The organism is Gimesia fumaroli (assembly GCF_007754425.1).
Lineage (GTDB): Bacteria > Planctomycetota > Planctomycetia > Planctomycetales > Planctomycetaceae > Gimesia > Gimesia fumaroli.
Genome location: NZ_CP037452.1, coordinates 302,572 through 317,959, shown reverse-complemented (window position 1 = coordinate 317,959; position 15,388 = coordinate 302,572). Strand labels below are relative to the sequence as shown.

Genomic DNA, 15,388 nt, shown 5'->3' with positions numbered 1-15,388 from the left:
TGTTGCTGACACTGGTTGGCAAACGAAGTCAGGATGGTATCGATTTGATTATCAGTCGGGCTAAAAAGTATTTGATCAAACTCTGAATGTCAGGGAATGATCCGTGTACGTTCAACGAGCAGTTGCTCAGTCACTTTAATACAGGCTTGGTACAATGTCAGGCATCAGTTCCGGTGTCGGTCTGGCAACCGGATTAAACATTACGGAAATTGTTGACGCCATTATTGGTGTCCAACGTAATGCCCTCGTGCGCCTCTCAAATCGGGCATCCGCATTTGAAGCGACCGAAGGGGGGATCAAAACCCTCGAAGCCAATCTGCTGACACTGAATACCGCCGTTCAAAAACTGAATCAGCAAAGTACCTTTGAAACACTCAAAGCCACTAGCTCGGACACCAGCCAGTTCAGTGTGGCTGCCAACAGTACTGCGACTGCAGCGACCTACCAGCTGCAGGGACTGCGAAAGACATCGAATCATCAGGTGATTTCGAATGGTTTCGCCGATGCTGACACAACCCCCATTGGCACTGCCACCACGATTACGGTTTCGGGTGGAGGTAAGCTGGATGAACCCAAGCTGCTGGAAGAGCTGAATGACGGCCTGGGCGTTCAACGGGGCAGCATCCGGATTACGGACCGGGATGGACTGACCGAAGTGATCGACCTGAGTAAAACCATCACGATTGACGATGTGGTAGACGAAATCAACCAAAGTGCCACTTCGATCGTCGCCAGCATTGAAGACGACCACCTGGTTTTCACAGACACGGGAACCGGGCTGGGCACGCTGAAAGTCAGCGAAGTCGGTGGCGGTCAGACGGCGGCAGATCTGGGCATTTTGAAATCGGTCGTTGCCTCGACCTTTAGTGGCGACTCGGTCTATCGCGTCACCAGCGACTTCAATCTCTCACAAATCAACGACGGGAACGGCATCACCACGGTGAGTGGGTCGGATGACTTTCAGATTACGGTCGCCGACGCTTCCACCATTGATATTAACCTGGACACAGCACAGACCGTCGGCGATGTGGTTGACCTGATCAACAACAACGGCGCCAACGGCGGGAAGGTAACCGCAGCGATTACCGCAAACGGGGAACTGAGTCTGACCGACAATACAGCCGGTGGGAGCACGTTTGAAGTAACTGCATTGAACAGTTCCCTGGCAGCCCGTGAACTGGGAATTCAAACCACAGGACCCGGCGGCACCATTACCGGTACCCTGTCGGGGGGATTGAATTCGGTCTTACTCAGAAGTTTAAACGGAGGCGTTTCTTCTGGTGGAACGATCCTGAACGCAGGACAGGTTTATATCGAAGACGGCGCGGGCGGAAACGCAACAATTGATTTTTCCTCCGCCAAAACGCTGGACGATGTCATCGATACGATTAATGCCAATGGTTCGATCCAGATTGAAGCCAGTCTGGATGACACCAAAACGGGCATTCTGATTAAAGACCTGTCTGCTCCATCCGGAACATCAATTGAAATTCAGGATGTCACGGGGAACCTCGCCGGCTTTCTGAAAATTGATGCCGTGCTGGCAGATGGCAAGCATACCGTCGGCTCCGGTTCACTGGATCTGCGTTACATTAACGAAGAAACATCGCTGTCGACCTATGCGAAAAATGGCAAGGCAGTTGCCTCTGGCAGTATTCGCATTACCGATCGTGACGGAACCAGCTTTAATGTCAACTTATCAGATTCGGAAACCACCAAAACCGTAGGCGACGTGCTGACGAAAATCAATGAAGCCGCGACAACCGCCGGCGCGCAAATCAATGCCCGACTGAATGATACCGGCGATGGCTTTATTGTGGAGAGCACTGGTGGCAGCAGTTTTGATGTCAAAGTAGAAGAAGTTTCCAGCGGAACGGTTGCCGCTGACCTGGGGATTTTAGGCTCGAGCGCAACGGGTGTCGACAGCCGCCAGACGACCGTGATCACTGTGGAAGCAACAGACACACTGGAGGACATTGCTGATAAATTCAATGCAACGGGAGTCGCTTCTGCAACGATCATCGACGACGGAACTGCGTTTAACTCGGCCCGGCTTTCGATCACCTCTTCTCGAAGCGGTGCCTCGGGAGAGTTGATTCTGGAAAGTTCGTATGATTTCGGCTTTGCCACTTCCGTCGATGCGGAAGACGCACTAATCCGGATCGGCAGTAACCCACAGACCTCGTTCTTACTCACTTCAGCAACCAACAGTTTTGACGACGCGATTACAGGATTAGAGATCAATCTGCTGGACATAGGCAGTTCCCCATCCACAATCAACGTGACACGTGACACCGCCGGCATCAAAACAGCCGTCAAAACGTTTATTTCCGCCTATAACAATTTTGTCGACGCCAAAGAATCGCTCACCAGTTTTAATTCCGACACGAACGAGCGCGGGATCTTAAACGGAAACGGCATCGTCTTGACGACGGTTTCCCGCCTGGAAGGTTTGCTGACAAAGAAACTTTCTGTCAGCAACAATTCCATCAAAAGCATGTCTGAATTAGGAGTGCAGTTTAGTGAGAACGGAAAGTTAAAACTAAACGAAAACATTCTGGATCAGATACTGCTCGATGATCCGAATGCGGTCACAGAATTCTTCCAGCAGGAAAACACCGGCTTTGCTGTCGTGATGGATGAAGTGATCACAGCGATGACTGATCCCTTCACGGGTTCGTTCAAAGCTCAGATTGATTCTCTTCAGGCATCGGCTCTTTCACTGAATACACGTGTGGAAGAACTGAACGGGATCCTGGAGGACCGCCGCGAACGGTTGATTCAGCAGTTTACACTTCAGGAAACGATCGTGAATCAGTTGAATTCGCAGCAGACTGCTTTGGAAAGTCTGCAGTTAATAAGTTCCAACTCATCCAAGAAAAAATAATCCATCCATTATTGATTCATTCAAACCAAAAGAGGGGCCTTCAAGGAGATGAACGGAAAAGATTACATTGAGAATCAGGTTTTGACGGCAACGCCGCACCAACTTCATTTAATGGTCGTAGATGGCGCACTTCGTTTTGCCCGGAAAGCAGCACAAGCGGCCGAGGAACAAAATTTTGAACAGGCCCACTTTGCCTTGGACAAAAGCCGCGATCTGGTGGCTGAGCTGATTGGCGGACTCGATCCTGCTCAACAACCCGAACTAGTCGAGCAGTTGAAGGCATTGTTTGTTTTTGTGTATGAAAATTTGAATCATGCGGACGTGAAGCAGGAAGCCAGTTTCATCCATGACGCCATTAAAGTTCTGAGCATTCACCGGGAAAGCTGGTGTGAACTGATCGAACAGCTCCAGAGACCTACAACGGAAACTGAGGAAAAAAAAACGGTTCATTCTCAAGAACCACTTAAACGACCACACCATATAGAGCATTCTGAACAAGCACACCAGAGCCGCTCCTGGTTGACTTAATCATCAGACATTCTATTGATCGCCGCGCACAAAAAAAGCACCCTCACCATTTACGATGATGAGGGTGCCTGAGGTGGAGACTCCCGCCTCGATGCAAGCCTGCTTCCTATTACGGAAACGCTGTGTTACTTGTGACTCTTAATAGTTGTGGCCACCTCGACGACCTTCCTGCACAGGAGAACGATCGCAGACGATGTCGTTCTCTCCGTCACAGAAATCATACTGGTCATGGAAATCGCTGCCATAAGTGTAGCCTTTATGGCCTGAAGCACCGGCGACATAGAAACTCTGGTTAATCCGACCGAAGGCACTGCCGACGTCTTCGAGTTCCTGATTCACGCCGTTTGCCACTTCACTCAGTCCAACAATCATCGCCAACACGGCAATCGTTGACACAAGGACCAGTTCAGACGAGACGATAAATCCCGCCTCTTCGTTCATCAATTGGATCAGCATGGTTTTCATGTTGATGGTCTCCAGAAAGAGTTTTGGTTCATTTTTGTTTCGGGTTTAATAAAGCCTGCAGGGTTGGTGAAGCCCTGCAGACTTTCATCATCGGAAAGAAAGCACGTTTCGGGTAGGGGGCTGATCAGAGTGTGACGCGTTGATTATTGCACGTCCCATTGACCTGAGCAGAAGTCAGATTGATCGTAGAAGCTGCTGGATTCAGTACAGGCTTTGTGGCCGTGTGCATAGCTGAGCTGGTAAGACTGATCGATCGAAGAGAAAGCACTGCCGACATCTTCCAGTTCCTGGTTAATGTTATTAGCGACTTCAGAGAGTCCGACAATCATGGCCAGAACGGCGATGCTGGAGATCAGCACGAGTTCAGCAGAAACAATGAAACCGGCTTCGTCGTTGATCAGTTGGTTGATGATGTTTTTCATAGTTGGTGTCTCCAGGTGGTGTGATATTGTTTTGCATCGAGTTAAACGTTTCAAAGTTGATACTGGGATGTAAAGCAAGCTGAATACCAAACAGGCCAAAGCGTTAAAAAGATTTTACAATCCGTTAAAAACAAGCGACCTAACTCACTGTTTTGTAAGGAGATATAAATCTTCCTGATTGACAGTTTTTCTCGACGGGAACCGGAACCGCCAAAATCGGTAATGAGGTGAGAACGCAACACGAAATCAGACGAGCCTGGCCTCATTTACATAAAGTATTTAGAAATAGAGAGTTATCACAAAGATGCTTCAAAGCAACACGGTGAATAATCACAACATGAGAATGGGGTACCGGCACGATATGCCGAAATGGGGGAGTGAATTATGCCGAACCGAAAAACGCTCTTCACACAAATGCCGATTCCTGATATGAACCGTAGCCGAAATAGTGGGGGTTTTGTTTCAGAATGACTGGGAAGGGAATCCCAATGCGTAAATCATTTCACCTTACAATCTTTTGTTCTCTCATGTTTTGCCTTTCCTGGACAGGCTGCCAGATGGGTAACGACGGACCAATCACCAGCACGCTCGGTTTTCGTGATGTACCGACACAAAGCGAGCCCCCCGTCGAATCAGAAGAGGAGATTGAAAGCCGGCTGAGTGAATCAGCGACAGACGAGTAAAACAGTAAACTGTTGAGGTTAAACAACCTGAGTCAGAACTATTTTCTTTGAGATACTGCGATCTAAAGAAAAGAGGCAATCTGTCCGGCAAAGTTAGCCGATGAGGATACTGGGTCCATTCTCGAAAGATGTCTCAATTGACGCCATCGAGATATGAGATTTAAAAATCAGAGTGAATTTGACTTGGACAAGGATGGAATAAGTCAACCAATGAACGGGCTGCGATTAATTTGGGTTCTCTGCATCAGCGCATTTCTAGTGGGCACACAGACAGGATGTCAGGGGCTGGCCAATAAGATGTTTCAGATGGACAGCAACAGCCGCTCTCCTTTTTTTGGTCTGGAATTTTATACCAAGAAAGACAAGCCTGCCTCCATCCAAAATGTCTCTCAGCTGCAGCCAGTGGAACTGGAACCGGCAATCATCCAGACAAAAGCCGAAGAACAGCCTTCGCGGTTTTCCAAATTTCCTAAGTGGTTGAATCCGATGTCAAAGAAGTCGCAGCAGGAAGACCGCATTCCCCTGCCCCGCACCGATCTGGAAGAAAACGAAGTGATCCTGGAAGAACCCGCTGATGAATCAGGCAGCGGTGATTTAGGATCTTCGCTGGAAGATTTTTAGACGCGTTTGGTCTGAGTGACACTAACATGACCGCCGGTAATTACGAAACTCTTGTGATCAAAAACGATAGATGTGAGTTTAGGTTTTCGTGGCGGTAATTGATTGTCTTCTCTTATCAGATCTCGCTAGCGTGTGCCACTGCTCGGCTTGCCCGACAGTGCCGGTTCAAGGTAAATGGAAGCGAACCAATGTGTCTTGAGGTAGGGTTGAAGTTGCTGACATCTCCGGTCCCCGGACGCTTCAATTGATCCCATCCATAGAGTTAAAAACATTCAATTCCCGCAAGGCGGGCGGGCACACAGGCACCGCCCCTACTTTGGTGTAGCACATGTTATAAAAAACACGTAGGAGTTATCTGAAACATCCTGCCGGTTCGATTTCAGAGAAACAGTTCCAACACAATTTCTCGTAGGGGTAGACCCATGTGTCTACCCGCCTGGCGAAACTCGATTGTTGATGACCGGTTGATGGGATCTAATCAAACATTCGCAAGCTCATTCTTAAAACAACCCTGTCCCTGCGGGCCGACACATGGGTCGGCACCTACTGAAGAGGACTATGGCGTTTTCTTTTTGCGACGGGCTTCTGCTTTTTGTTTTGCTTCTTCGATGAAGGTTTCGGGATCTTCTTCAAAGGCCTGTTTACAGCCGCTGCAGCAGACATAATAGGTTTTGCCCTGATAGCTGACCTGGATTGTTCCCGCGCCTCCGGTCACAATGCATTCCGGTCCGCCACTGCCCGACTCGGCCAGCTTCGTACCTGCCCGTGTGTAGCCAACTTCTGCGAGACGGTAATAGAATGACTGGCCTTGATTGCGTTGTTCAAATAATACGAGTGTCCGTTTTTCGTTGAGCCGACGTATCGAAATGCGGTAGACGGCTCCCTCTTTATTGGGTGCAGATTCCAGGACCAGCGTGTCTTTATTCAGCGTGCCTGTATAATCGCGTGTCTTGCCATCGGGAAGCACGGTGGACAGCAAATAGGTTTTCTTTTTCGGATCATAAGTGAGTAGAGCCGACTTGAGAAATTTGCCATCGGTGATCTGATAGGCAATTCCGGTGGACTTCGGATCGAATTTCCAGACCCACTCTGCTTTTTCCGACCAGGCCCCTTTGCGGGAATTCCGTTTGATCATGCCCACGCCGCGCCAGCCGCCGATGAGCGAATTGAATTCGGCGAGTGCCTGCTTAATTGACTCATGCTCTGTTTTTGCTGCGGTTGAGGAACTGGTGGCTGGTTCTCCCTGAGCACCACTCGACAACCAGAGTAATCCAGAAATACAAAACAGAGCCACAATCAATTGAGATGAAATTCGCATCAGACAGATTCCAGATGGGACAGGCAAAACGGCTTCACTAAAAGATAAAACACATCAACAGCGTAAACCGGTCGCGCGGATTATCAGTTTCTTATCGTAGCATACAAAAAAGTGGTTGCAACGACCGTTCAGTAGAGATTCATCTCAGTGGGTCAGGTTATATCAGATAGAATCCCGGTTGTACGCTTGGAGTTTGAGGTGTGCTGCTTCAACCGACTGGTGCAAACCACACTAATCTATTGGTAAACGCGAACGCTTAGGAAGCTCTTATGAAGTCATATGATTGGCAATTCAAGATCTCGCATGGCCCAATAAAAGGCTCAGATTGCGACCTGAATAGAAAGAACCAATCCGGTCGAGGCCAACAAAAGTGCGTGAAACAAGAAACTTTTATAGTGCTGACAAACTCAGCTTCAACGAGTTCACCTGAAAAAGGTGGTGACACTCGCGCGCCCGACGTTATCTCCGCATGTTACCGATGGTCGAGATCGCGTCAAGCTACAAATTCCGAACTGAACTCAAGGAAGAAACACGATGGGAAGCGTATTGTATCTGCCAAACCACGTTGAAAGTTTAACTGATTACTGAATGCATCAATCAGTTAATCAGTTTACTCTCGCGTAAGTTTTTTGAACATTTCGTTGAGCTCTTTGGTGATCGGCCCCGGTTTACCATCGCCGATCTTGCGACCATCCAACTCAACAACCGGAATGACTTCTGCGGCAGAGCCCGTCAGGAAGCATTCATCGGCGATGAAAATATCGTGTCGAGTGAAAGGTATCTGTTCGACGGTGATGCCGGACTGTTCGGCGAGTTTGATCACGGCGTTTCTGGTAATGCCTTCCAGAATGCCGGCGTCAATCGAAGGTGTTTTGACGATGCCGTCTTTGATGATGAAAATATTATCGCCCGTACATTCAGCAACTTCGCCTTTGTGATTGAGCATCAACGCTTCGAGGCAGCCGGCGTCGGTGCCTTCAATCTTGGCCATAATATTATTCAGATAGTTTAACGATTTCACACGCGAAGAAAGCGCCGCCGGATGATTGCGGATGGTCGCTGCAGTGATGATTTTCAGACCATCAACATAAAGTTGCGGATCATAGAGTGAAATATTATCGGCAATGATAATGACCTGAGGATTGCTGGTGCGGCGGATATCGAGTCCTAGCGAGCCTGCGCCGCGCGTGATGACCAGTCGCACATAACCATCTTCGATGTTGTTGGCGGCAACCGTTTCATTGACGGCTTTGATCATCTCTGCTTTTGAGAGAGGGATCTCCAGACGAATGGCGAGCGCGCTTTCGTACAAGCGGTCGATGTGCTCCTGCATCAGGAAGACTTTTTTGCTGTAGACACGAATGCCTTCAAACACGCCATCGCCGTACAGCAGCCCGTGGTCGAACACACTGATTTTTGCTTCTTCCTCGGGAAGCAGTTTTCCGTCAAGATAAATTTGGAGCGACATTACAATCTGGTACCATTCTCAAACTAGGCCAAGACACGACTGGCAGGTTTTGGCGGAATTTCCATCCTGTGTTGCAATCAGAGAAATCCATTTCCGACCGAAGAATCACATGCAGTGGCTCACGCCATTGACACAACGCGGGCGACGGTGGTTCAGACGAACAACAAGTCAAATCGTCTGGTACTAGGCGGGGACGGACGTGGCCTGAGTTTTTCCCAGTACCTCAATCTGACCTTCCCGCAGGCGAACCGTTCGATGTGCCTGTGCTGCAATCGAATTATCGTGCGTTACCATGATGATAGTCAGCTGTTCCTGCTCATTCAAGTTGGTCAGCAGGTCCATAATCTCTTTCCCGGTACTACTATCCAGATTTCCGGTAGGTTCGTCTGCCAGCAGGATTTGCGGCTTGGCGATTAATGCCCGGGCAATGGCGGCCCGCTGCATTTCTCCGCCCGACATTTCCGAGGGGCGATGCTTGATTCGATGCGACAGGCCGACTTTCTCAATAATCTCCAGTGCATCCTGTTTGAATTGTTTTTTGCGCTTCCAGTATTCCCATGTAGAGTAGCGAATCATCAGCGGGGAGAGCACATTTTCCAGCAGATTCAGTTCGGGCAGCAGATGATAGAACTGGAAGATAAACCCAAAAACCCGGTTGCGAATCTGATCGCGGGCGTGCTCGGGCAAGTCATCGATCCGCTGACCTTCCAGGCGAATTTCCCCGATATCAGGAAAATCCAACAAGCCGAACAGATGCATCAGCGTGCTTTTTCCCGAGCCGGACTGACCGACGATCGACAGGAACTCAGCCTTGTTGACTTCAACATCAATCCCGCGGAGAACGGGAACTTTGTGTTTGTCTTTTCGATACGCCTTTTCAACGGCAATCGCGGATAACTGTGGATGCGGCATGGAAATGGTCTCGGTCATGAATTCATACTCGACATAAACGGGAGAACAACTATGTTTCCTTATTTGAATAGAGCTCTGCTTCAGAGAACCCTACTCATAGCGTAATGACTCTACGGGATGGAAGCGGGCTGCTTTGCGTGCGGGAAGAATGCTGGCCAGGACAGCAATAAACATCGCACCAAGAGCGACCCAGAACACCATCATCGGTTCCACATGAGTCGAAATTTCCGGGAAGTAATATATGCGCTGGTCAAACACTTTTCGACCGGTCACAAAGGTAATGAATTTTTCGATCTCGTTGATATACTTCACAAACAGCAAGCCGACGATCACACCCACTCCGCTGCCGACCAGCCCGAGTGCCAGACCGTAAGACAGGAAGATCGACATGATGCCATTGGAGCTCGCGCCCAGTGCTTTCAAGACGCCGATATCGCGAGTTTTCTCGATGGTGATCATGAAGAAAATCGCGAGAATCCCGAAACCGGCGACCGCAATGATCAGGAACAGCAAGACATTCAGGATCGCCGATTCTACTTCGACGGCTGCCAGCAGCGGCCCCTGTTTGTCTTCCCAGGTTCGTACGCGAAAGAGGTTCGCTGGTAATGCTTCTTCCAGTTTACTGACGACCATGGCAGCGTCTTCAGGATTTTTCAGTTTGATCTGAATCGATGTAATGGCTTTCTCGCCGCTTTCCGGATCCAGCATGCCGCGGGCTTCCTGCAGATATTCGAGATTACAGAAAACCAGGCTGCTGTCATGTTCGCTCATATCACTTTTGAACAGATCGACTACGGTCGCATTGAAGTGCTTCGGCTCGGGAGGACGGCCGGCTGTCACCGTACTGATTTTGACATCATCGCCGGGCTTGACGATTTGGAACATTTCCGTTTTGCCGGTATCCGGATCTTCATAGGGGAAGCTGACCAGTCCATAGCCAATGTAGACACGAGCCTTCAAAGGGCTGCCGGGATCGCGTACTTCTTCTTTTTCGAACGCGGAACCTTTCAAACCGTTTTCAAAAGGATTCTTTACCGAGTTTGCATTGTCTGCGACCTGGGGTTTTGAATCAAAGGGTGAGTCCTGAGACGATTCCGAGTCAAAGTCGGGTTCGGGCAGTGGCTCGTTCGATGCCGGCTCTTCAAAGGAGATCTGTTTGTTCTCTTCAGGCGGCGGATTATGATTCCAGCGATCGACCATCCACTGCGCGCGGGTCGTCCATTCTTTACGATAGGCCATCGCTTCCGGCGAGAGCTCCCAGTCGGGAACGGCATTTTCAGCGGTGTTGACCAGATACTTGGAGAGCGGTCCCACGGTCGCTTTGGTATCGGGGTCGATACCAATCAGAGTAACCGGTTTACTTTGCCATTGAGAGCCATACTGCACGCTGAGCATGGCATAGATTTCAACGGTTGTCGTCATGCCCTCAATCTGATCGCCTACAGCACGATTAATGCTATCTTTCATGTCCTGCGTGACGGCGACACCATCGAGAGAATTTGTTTCCACGATGACATCCGCCAGGATGCCACGCAGACGGGTTCGCATATCAGTGCTGAAACCGTCCATGACACTGTTGACGACAATCATGGTCGCGACGCCAAGCGTCATGCTGATGATACTGGCCAGTGCAATATAACGGGTTCGCAAATATCGCAGGCATAACAATGATTTGTACATACGGCCAATCCTTTGGCTGATTGATTATTCAGCCGACAATCATTCAAATGAGTGCCGGACACATCCCTGGTTTACTCTGGTGGTGCTGGCTGACCTTCGGGCCGAAGCAGCGGGAAGTAGATCACGTCGCGAATGCTGTGACTGTTTGTCAGTAACATCACGAGACGATCGATACCAATTCCCAGGCCTCCTGCCGGCGGCATACCAACCTTTAACGCTTTAATAAAATCTGTATCCATCTTCGCCATCGAGTCTTCATCCGAGAGACCCGACAATTGTGTTTTAAATAATTCTTCCTGCAGCAGCGGGTCGTTCAATTCGGTATAGGCGTTAGCCAGTTCCATCCCGTGTACGAACAGTTCGAAGCGTTCGGCGATATTGGGATCGTCCTTTTTCCGTTTGGTTAACGGGCAAATGGACGCGGGGTAATCGATCACAAAAACCGGTCCGGTTAAGTGCTCCTCGCAGGTCGCTTCAAACACTTCATTCAGAACCACATCGGGGTGCACATTCTCCGTATCGATGCCCTGCTGCTTTGCCACTTCGGCTACGGCAGCAGGATCGTTGGGATCGCAGCCGGCGTGTTCTTTGACCAAGTCGTAATATTTTTTCCGCTCCCACGGACCGCTGAAATCGATGGTATTATCTTCGCCCCAGGGGAGAACCATCGTATCGCTGATCGTTTTGATGGCATCGGTGACGATGTCTTCTGTCAGATCCATCATCGTTTCATAGTTGCCGTACGCCTGATAGACCTCGATCATCGTAAATTCAGGATTATGTGTGGCGTCGATGCCTTCATTTCGGAAAACGCGCCCGATTTCATAAACGCGTTCAATCCCGCCGACCATCAATCGTTTGAGGTGCAATTCCAATGCGATTCGCATATAGAGCTGAATATCGAGCGTATTATGATGTGTAATAAAAGGCCGGGCCGCCGCACCACCGGCCACTGCATGCAGCATCGGCGTTTCGACTTCGGCAAATTTATGATTGCGCAAAGTCTGTCGCACCGAGTCAATAATCTGACTCCGCTGGAGCATCTTTTCCAGGACGCCTTCGGTGTAAATCAGATCGAGTGACCGCTGCCTTAGCAGCAGTTCGACGTCTTTGACGCTGTGATGTTTTTCTGGAGGCTGTGCCAGTGATTTGCAGAGGACCGTCAGTTCTTTAACGAAAACCGAGATCTCGCCGGTCTCAGTCCGACGCAGATAGCCATCAATGCCGATCAGATCGCCGAGATCCAGCGTGCCCATCAATTCCCACTGGGCTTCCGTCAAATCGCCGCGGGAGAAGAGCAGCTGAATTTTACCGGTCCAGTCTTTGATATCATAAAAGCGAAGTTTTCCCGCCTTGCGACGCAGCATGATCCGGCCTGCAATCCGCACCTCTTCGCCATCGACGCCTGACTCTTCAGGTGCCTGCGTGCGTGCTTCGGCAATAGGAGTGTGGCCGTCAAATCTCTGCCCCCAGGGATCGAGTCCCAGGGATTGGATTTTCTCTAACTTTTTAATCCGTTCTGCTTCGAAACGGTTGGGTTTAACTTTGGACATTGAAATCGATTAAGTCTAAGGCTGTATGAGATTTATTAATTATCTTTGACACAGGAATTCGGTCACAGTTCGAAATGTGTGTCAAAAAAGAGAATTTAAACTACTGAGAGAGGGGGGATAATGGCGAAATCTGCCGGTCAGGTCAATGGCAACCAGTTGAGAATATACATAGAGACATCTAAACCGTCAGGAATTCACGACTTTTGCTCACGCTGGTTCCGAATCGCAGTCCCATTGCAGCGGATCGGTTTCCTGCTGGCTGGCTCCGATTTTCAAATCCGGAAACTGCTGCTGTAAGAGTTGTGCCATCTGCTCCATCGCCGGTCGCTCTGTGGCGTAATGGCCTGGCAGGATCAGCCCCATGCCCAGTGCACGGGCTTCCAGACAGGCGTGGAATCTGGCTTCGCCGGTCAGGAGAACCTGACAATCATGATAATGGGCGTCTTTCAAAAACTCCGCAGCGGCCCCGCAGGCGATGCCAATGCGACGGATTCTTAGATCAGGTTCGCCGACAAACTGGAGTGAACTTACTTTCAATGCCTGCTTGATGAGTTGATTCAGCTGTGGGAGCGAAAACTCTGCTGGCAGCGTTCCAAATCGTCCCGCACCTCGTTCCTCTTCTCCCGACTCTTCTGATGCAGAAACGATGGGCCGGAGAACGCCGATCTCTTCCAAGCCAAGCAAATTCGCCAGTTGCCAGTTAATGCCTCTCTCGGCACTGTCATACGAGGTGTGCGGGCTATAGACGGCGATTTTTGCCTGAATCAGATCCAGCAGCATTTTGCCTTCAACGGATGTTGAGGTAATCTGTTGCACAGGTCGAAACAGAATCGGATGATGGCTGATAATCAGATCGGCGCCGGCAGAGATGGCTTCTGCAGCGACATCCGGCGTCAGCGTTAAACAGGTGAGGATCTGGTTTACCTTTTGCGCCGGGTCTCCCATCAACAGTCCGACATTATCCCAGCTTTCGGCCAGATCGAGGGGTGCCAGATGGACGAGATAATCCTGAATTTCTGCTACGCTGCTCATCTTGTTTGTCTCCGGTTCTTCTGGAGAGTCTGCGATTCTCACCCTGTGGAAAATCAAAGACGTGACTATTGTTGGATTACAAATATGAATTGATCAATGTATCATACAGCACTATACTTAGTGAAACCAAAGAACATGCGATTCATTTCTTCGAAATAGAACAAGGTCAGCACTATGGGTCTGAAAACACGTTTGATCGCTCTGTTTGTGATTGCCTTCGGCGCCTGCATCATCCTGAATGGTCCGGATATCCTGGTCTATCTGGTCGCGCAAGCAGTCATCTCGGGAACATTTATCACGATGTGCCTGAAGAAAGAGCGTGAGATCATCGCCAAACAGAATCAGGCAGAAGCCGGTTCTGAATAGCCACATTTTTCGGCTGTTCTAAGCTGTTTTTCTTCGAAAAATTCGTTTCCCCGGCTGAGAGACCGCCTGCTGGCAAGACATCTGCGGTGTGAGTTGGTTAGAATGTGGAAGACTGTTTAAAACCTTCCCTATTCTCTCTAACCATGAAATAACCGTAAGAATGTCTTTTTTCAATTTGCGATCTGTGTTTTCTGAAACCAGACAGAGTTCTTCCAAGTCATCTCATAAAAACGGCTTTACTCTAATTGAACTGCTGGTGGTGATTGCCATCATCGCCGTCCTCGTAGCTCTACTGTTACCCGCAGTACAGCAGGCTCGTGAAGCAGCCCGGATGGCGCAGTGCAAAAATAATCTCCGGCAGATTGTTCTGGCCTGCCATATGTATGCTGATTCCAATAGTGGATACTGGCCTCCTGCTTCTGCCGATGGGGGTGATTACGTTAATGGAAACAAGGAACGCTGGCATGGAAAACGAGTGACCTCCAATGGGACTACGAAGTTTAGGCCACATTTGGGACCACTGGCTCCCTACCTGGAACAGAACGCGGCCATTAAAAAGTGCCCCACCTTTGGTAACTTTGGCGAACACGGAACTGTCGCGAATGCGTTCGAGGGAGGCGCGGGGGGATATGGTTACAATCAGACCTACCTGGGCGGAACGCCTTGGAAAAATACGAGTGACCTGTTGTATCAGGTTCCAACAAGAATGCGGGAAATTGGTAGTCTGGCGCGCACCGTTGCGTTTGCTGATGCCGCACTCGCCCAGGGCTTTCCCGACCTGCATATCATAGAATATAGTTTTATTGAACCTCCTTTCTTTATCGATAGTTGGGGCTCGCCTGGCTCAACGCCTCCTGTTCCTCCCACTTTTGAAGAAACAACATTTCGTCCTGATCCGTCGATTCATTTCCGACACACGGGAACGGTCGCCAATATCGGTTGGGCAGACGGACGTGTGACATCAGCAGTCATGTCGGGAACAGGCACCTCGGCGTACGGCGGTGATCCCAAGAAATTTCAGATCGGCTGGTTCGGCCCGATGGACAGCAACATTCTGTTCAGCCATAAGGACAAACTGAATTCCGAGATGGGAGGCGTTCAATAATGAGCGCCTCGTATTTGTCCCTCTTTCGACTCAGTATCTTGCTGGTGAGTTCAAATATTCTGTTCGGCTGTGCGGAAGAGCGGCCTGCCGTCCCTCAGCCGTCTGCAGAATATGTTGTCGTTCTCGATGAACAAGGGACGCCGAGCAATATTTTGTTCGAACAGTTTTTCAAACAGCAGGACCACTCCGACGGAGTGAAAGTAATGGTCATCGACAGGCAGCGCAAAGGAAAGGCTCTGATTCCACCGGCCGAGTTATTAAAACAAAACCCGAATGCCGGCCGTTATCTGATTTTCAAACACGATGATCTGAAACGCCCGTTTGACGATCTCCCTGATCAACAGTAAC

15 protein-coding genes are annotated in these 15,388 nt (G+C 49.7%); 7 read left to right on the top strand and 8 right to left on the bottom strand.

Annotated elements, in window-relative coordinates; all coding sequences use genetic code 11:
• Positions 1-154 precede the first annotated feature (154 nt).
• Both fliD and fliS read left to right on the top strand, forming a co-directional pair.
• Positions 155-2,887 carry a flagellar filament capping protein FliD gene (gene fliD, locus Enr17x_RS01240; protein WP_145305438.1) on the top strand — a complete coding sequence of 911 codons (2,733 nt, stop codon included), beginning with the start codon at positions 155-157 and terminating at the stop codon, positions 2,885-2,887.
• 48 nt (positions 2,888-2,935) lie between these two features.
• The gene (fliS, locus tag Enr17x_RS01235) at positions 2,936-3,415 is read left to right on the top strand and encodes a flagellar export chaperone FliS (protein WP_145305437.1); all 480 of its coding nucleotides are present in this window, start codon (positions 2,936-2,938) and stop codon (positions 3,413-3,415) included.
• 138 nt (positions 3,416-3,553) lie between these two features.
• Here fliS and Enr17x_RS01230 read toward each other — a convergent pair whose 3' ends face one another.
• Entirely contained in the window at positions 3,554-3,880 is a 327-nt protein-coding gene (locus tag Enr17x_RS01230; protein ID WP_145305436.1) for a branched-chain amino acid aminotransferase, read from the bottom strand.
• Positions 3,881-4,023: 143 nt separating this feature from the next.
• Positions 4,024-4,302 (bottom strand): Flp family type IVb pilin, encoded by a 279-nt coding sequence (locus Enr17x_RS01225; RefSeq protein WP_145305435.1) that lies wholly within the window; start codon positions 4,300-4,302, stop codon positions 4,024-4,026.
• A 557-nt stretch (positions 4,303-4,859) separates the two neighbouring features.
• On the opposite strand from Enr17x_RS01225, the gene Enr17x_RS30220 reads away from it, so the two are divergent.
• Both Enr17x_RS30220 and Enr17x_RS01220 read left to right on the top strand, forming a co-directional pair.
• Positions 4,860-4,985 (top strand): hypothetical protein, encoded by a 126-nt coding sequence (locus tag Enr17x_RS30220; RefSeq protein ID WP_261343408.1) that lies wholly within the window; start codon positions 4,860-4,862, stop codon positions 4,983-4,985.
• 210 nt (positions 4,986-5,195) lie between these two features.
• Positions 5,196-5,606: a hypothetical protein gene (locus Enr17x_RS01220; RefSeq protein ID WP_145305434.1), complete on the top strand. Its 411-nt coding sequence runs from the start codon at positions 5,196-5,198 to the stop codon at positions 5,604-5,606.
• A 556-nt stretch (positions 5,607-6,162) separates the two neighbouring features.
• Here Enr17x_RS01220 and Enr17x_RS01215 read toward each other — a convergent pair.
• The 6 genes from Enr17x_RS01215 to Enr17x_RS01190 form a co-directional block, all read right to left on the bottom strand.
• On the bottom strand, positions 6,163-6,924 hold the full coding sequence (locus Enr17x_RS01215; RefSeq protein ID WP_145305433.1) for a YHS domain-containing protein: 762 nt from the start codon (positions 6,922-6,924) through the stop codon (positions 6,163-6,165).
• A gap of 610 nt (positions 6,925-7,534) precedes the next feature.
• Positions 7,535-8,392: a branched-chain-amino-acid transaminase gene (gene ilvE, locus Enr17x_RS01210; RefSeq protein ID WP_145305432.1), complete on the bottom strand. Its 858-nt coding sequence runs from the start codon at positions 8,390-8,392 to the stop codon at positions 7,535-7,537.
• A 183-nt stretch (positions 8,393-8,575) separates the two neighbouring features.
• Complete coding sequence (locus tag Enr17x_RS01205) at positions 8,576-9,322, bottom strand: ABC transporter ATP-binding protein (RefSeq protein WP_232100911.1); 747 nt, start codon at positions 9,320-9,322, stop codon at positions 8,576-8,578.
• A 72-nt stretch (positions 9,323-9,394) separates the two neighbouring features.
• Entirely contained in the window at positions 9,395-10,984 is a 1,590-nt protein-coding gene (locus Enr17x_RS01200; RefSeq protein WP_145305431.1) for an ABC transporter permease, read from the bottom strand.
• Positions 10,985-11,055: 71 nt separating this feature from the next.
• Positions 11,056-12,537, bottom strand: coding sequence for a lysine--tRNA ligase (gene lysS, locus Enr17x_RS01195; protein WP_145305430.1), 1,482 nt, complete (start codon positions 12,535-12,537; stop codon positions 11,056-11,058).
• A 207-nt stretch (positions 12,538-12,744) separates the two neighbouring features.
• Positions 12,745-13,569 (bottom strand): Nif3-like dinuclear metal center hexameric protein, encoded by an 825-nt coding sequence (locus tag Enr17x_RS01190; RefSeq protein WP_145305429.1) that lies wholly within the window; start codon positions 13,567-13,569, stop codon positions 12,745-12,747.
• 174 nt (positions 13,570-13,743) lie between these two features.
• Here Enr17x_RS01190 and Enr17x_RS01185 point away from each other — a divergent pair, with 174 nt between their 5' ends.
• The 3 genes from Enr17x_RS01185 to Enr17x_RS01175 all read left to right on the top strand — a co-directional run bounded on the left by Enr17x_RS01185 (position 13,744) and on the right by Enr17x_RS01175 (position 15,387).
• Complete coding sequence (locus Enr17x_RS01185; protein WP_145209760.1) at positions 13,744-13,935, top strand: hypothetical protein; 192 nt, start codon at positions 13,744-13,746, stop codon at positions 13,933-13,935.
• 160 nt (positions 13,936-14,095) lie between these two features.
• On the top strand, positions 14,096-15,040 hold the full coding sequence (locus Enr17x_RS29850) for a DUF1559 family PulG-like putative transporter (protein ID WP_145305428.1): 945 nt from the start codon (positions 14,096-14,098) through the stop codon (positions 15,038-15,040).
• Positions 15,040-15,387 carry a hypothetical protein gene (locus tag Enr17x_RS01175; protein WP_145305427.1) on the top strand — a complete coding sequence of 116 codons (348 nt, stop codon included), beginning with the start codon at positions 15,040-15,042 and terminating at the stop codon, positions 15,385-15,387. The genes Enr17x_RS29850 and Enr17x_RS01175 overlap by 1 nt, the downstream gene beginning before the upstream one ends.
• Position 15,388 lies beyond the last annotated feature (1 nt).

Excerpts from the sequence above, each read along its gene's own strand:
- Enr17x_RS30220 (WP_261343408.1), top strand. The coding sequence starts at position 4,860 with ATGGGTAACGACGGACCAATCACCAGCACGCTCGGTTTTCGTGATGTA.
- ilvE (WP_145305432.1), bottom strand. The coding sequence starts at position 8,392 with ATGTCGCTCCAAATTTATCTTGACGGAAAACTGCTTCCCGAGGAAGAA.
- Enr17x_RS01230 (WP_145305436.1), bottom strand. The coding sequence starts at position 3,880 with ATGAAAACCATGCTGATCCAATTGATGAACGAAGAGGCGGGATTTATC.
- Enr17x_RS01225 (WP_145305435.1), bottom strand. The coding sequence starts at position 4,302 with ATGAAAAACATCATCAACCAACTGATCAACGACGAAGCCGGTTTCATT.
- Enr17x_RS01200 (WP_145305431.1), bottom strand. The coding sequence starts at position 10,984 with ATGTACAAATCATTGTTATGCCTGCGATATTTGCGAACCCGTTATATT.
- fliD (WP_145305438.1), top strand. The coding sequence starts at position 155 with ATGTCAGGCATCAGTTCCGGTGTCGGTCTGGCAACCGGATTAAACATT.
- Enr17x_RS29850 (WP_145305428.1), top strand. The coding sequence starts at position 14,096 with ATGTCTTTTTTCAATTTGCGATCTGTGTTTTCTGAAACCAGACAGAGT.
- lysS (WP_145305430.1), bottom strand. The coding sequence starts at position 12,537 with ATGTCCAAAGTTAAACCCAACCGTTTCGAAGCAGAACGGATTAAAAAG.
- Enr17x_RS01175 (WP_145305427.1), top strand. The coding sequence starts at position 15,040 with ATGAGCGCCTCGTATTTGTCCCTCTTTCGACTCAGTATCTTGCTGGTG.
- Enr17x_RS01190 (WP_145305429.1), bottom strand. The coding sequence starts at position 13,569 with ATGAGCAGCGTAGCAGAAATTCAGGATTATCTCGTCCATCTGGCACCC.
- fliS (WP_145305437.1), top strand. The coding sequence starts at position 2,936 with ATGAACGGAAAAGATTACATTGAGAATCAGGTTTTGACGGCAACGCCG.
- Enr17x_RS01220 (WP_145305434.1), top strand. The coding sequence starts at position 5,196 with ATGAACGGGCTGCGATTAATTTGGGTTCTCTGCATCAGCGCATTTCTA.
- Enr17x_RS01215 (WP_145305433.1), bottom strand. The coding sequence starts at position 6,924 with ATGCGAATTTCATCTCAATTGATTGTGGCTCTGTTTTGTATTTCTGGA.
- Enr17x_RS01205 (WP_232100911.1), bottom strand. The coding sequence starts at position 9,322 with ATGACCGAGACCATTTCCATGCCGCATCCACAGTTATCCGCGATTGCC.
- Enr17x_RS01185 (WP_145209760.1), top strand. The coding sequence starts at position 13,744 with ATGGGTCTGAAAACACGTTTGATCGCTCTGTTTGTGATTGCCTTCGGC.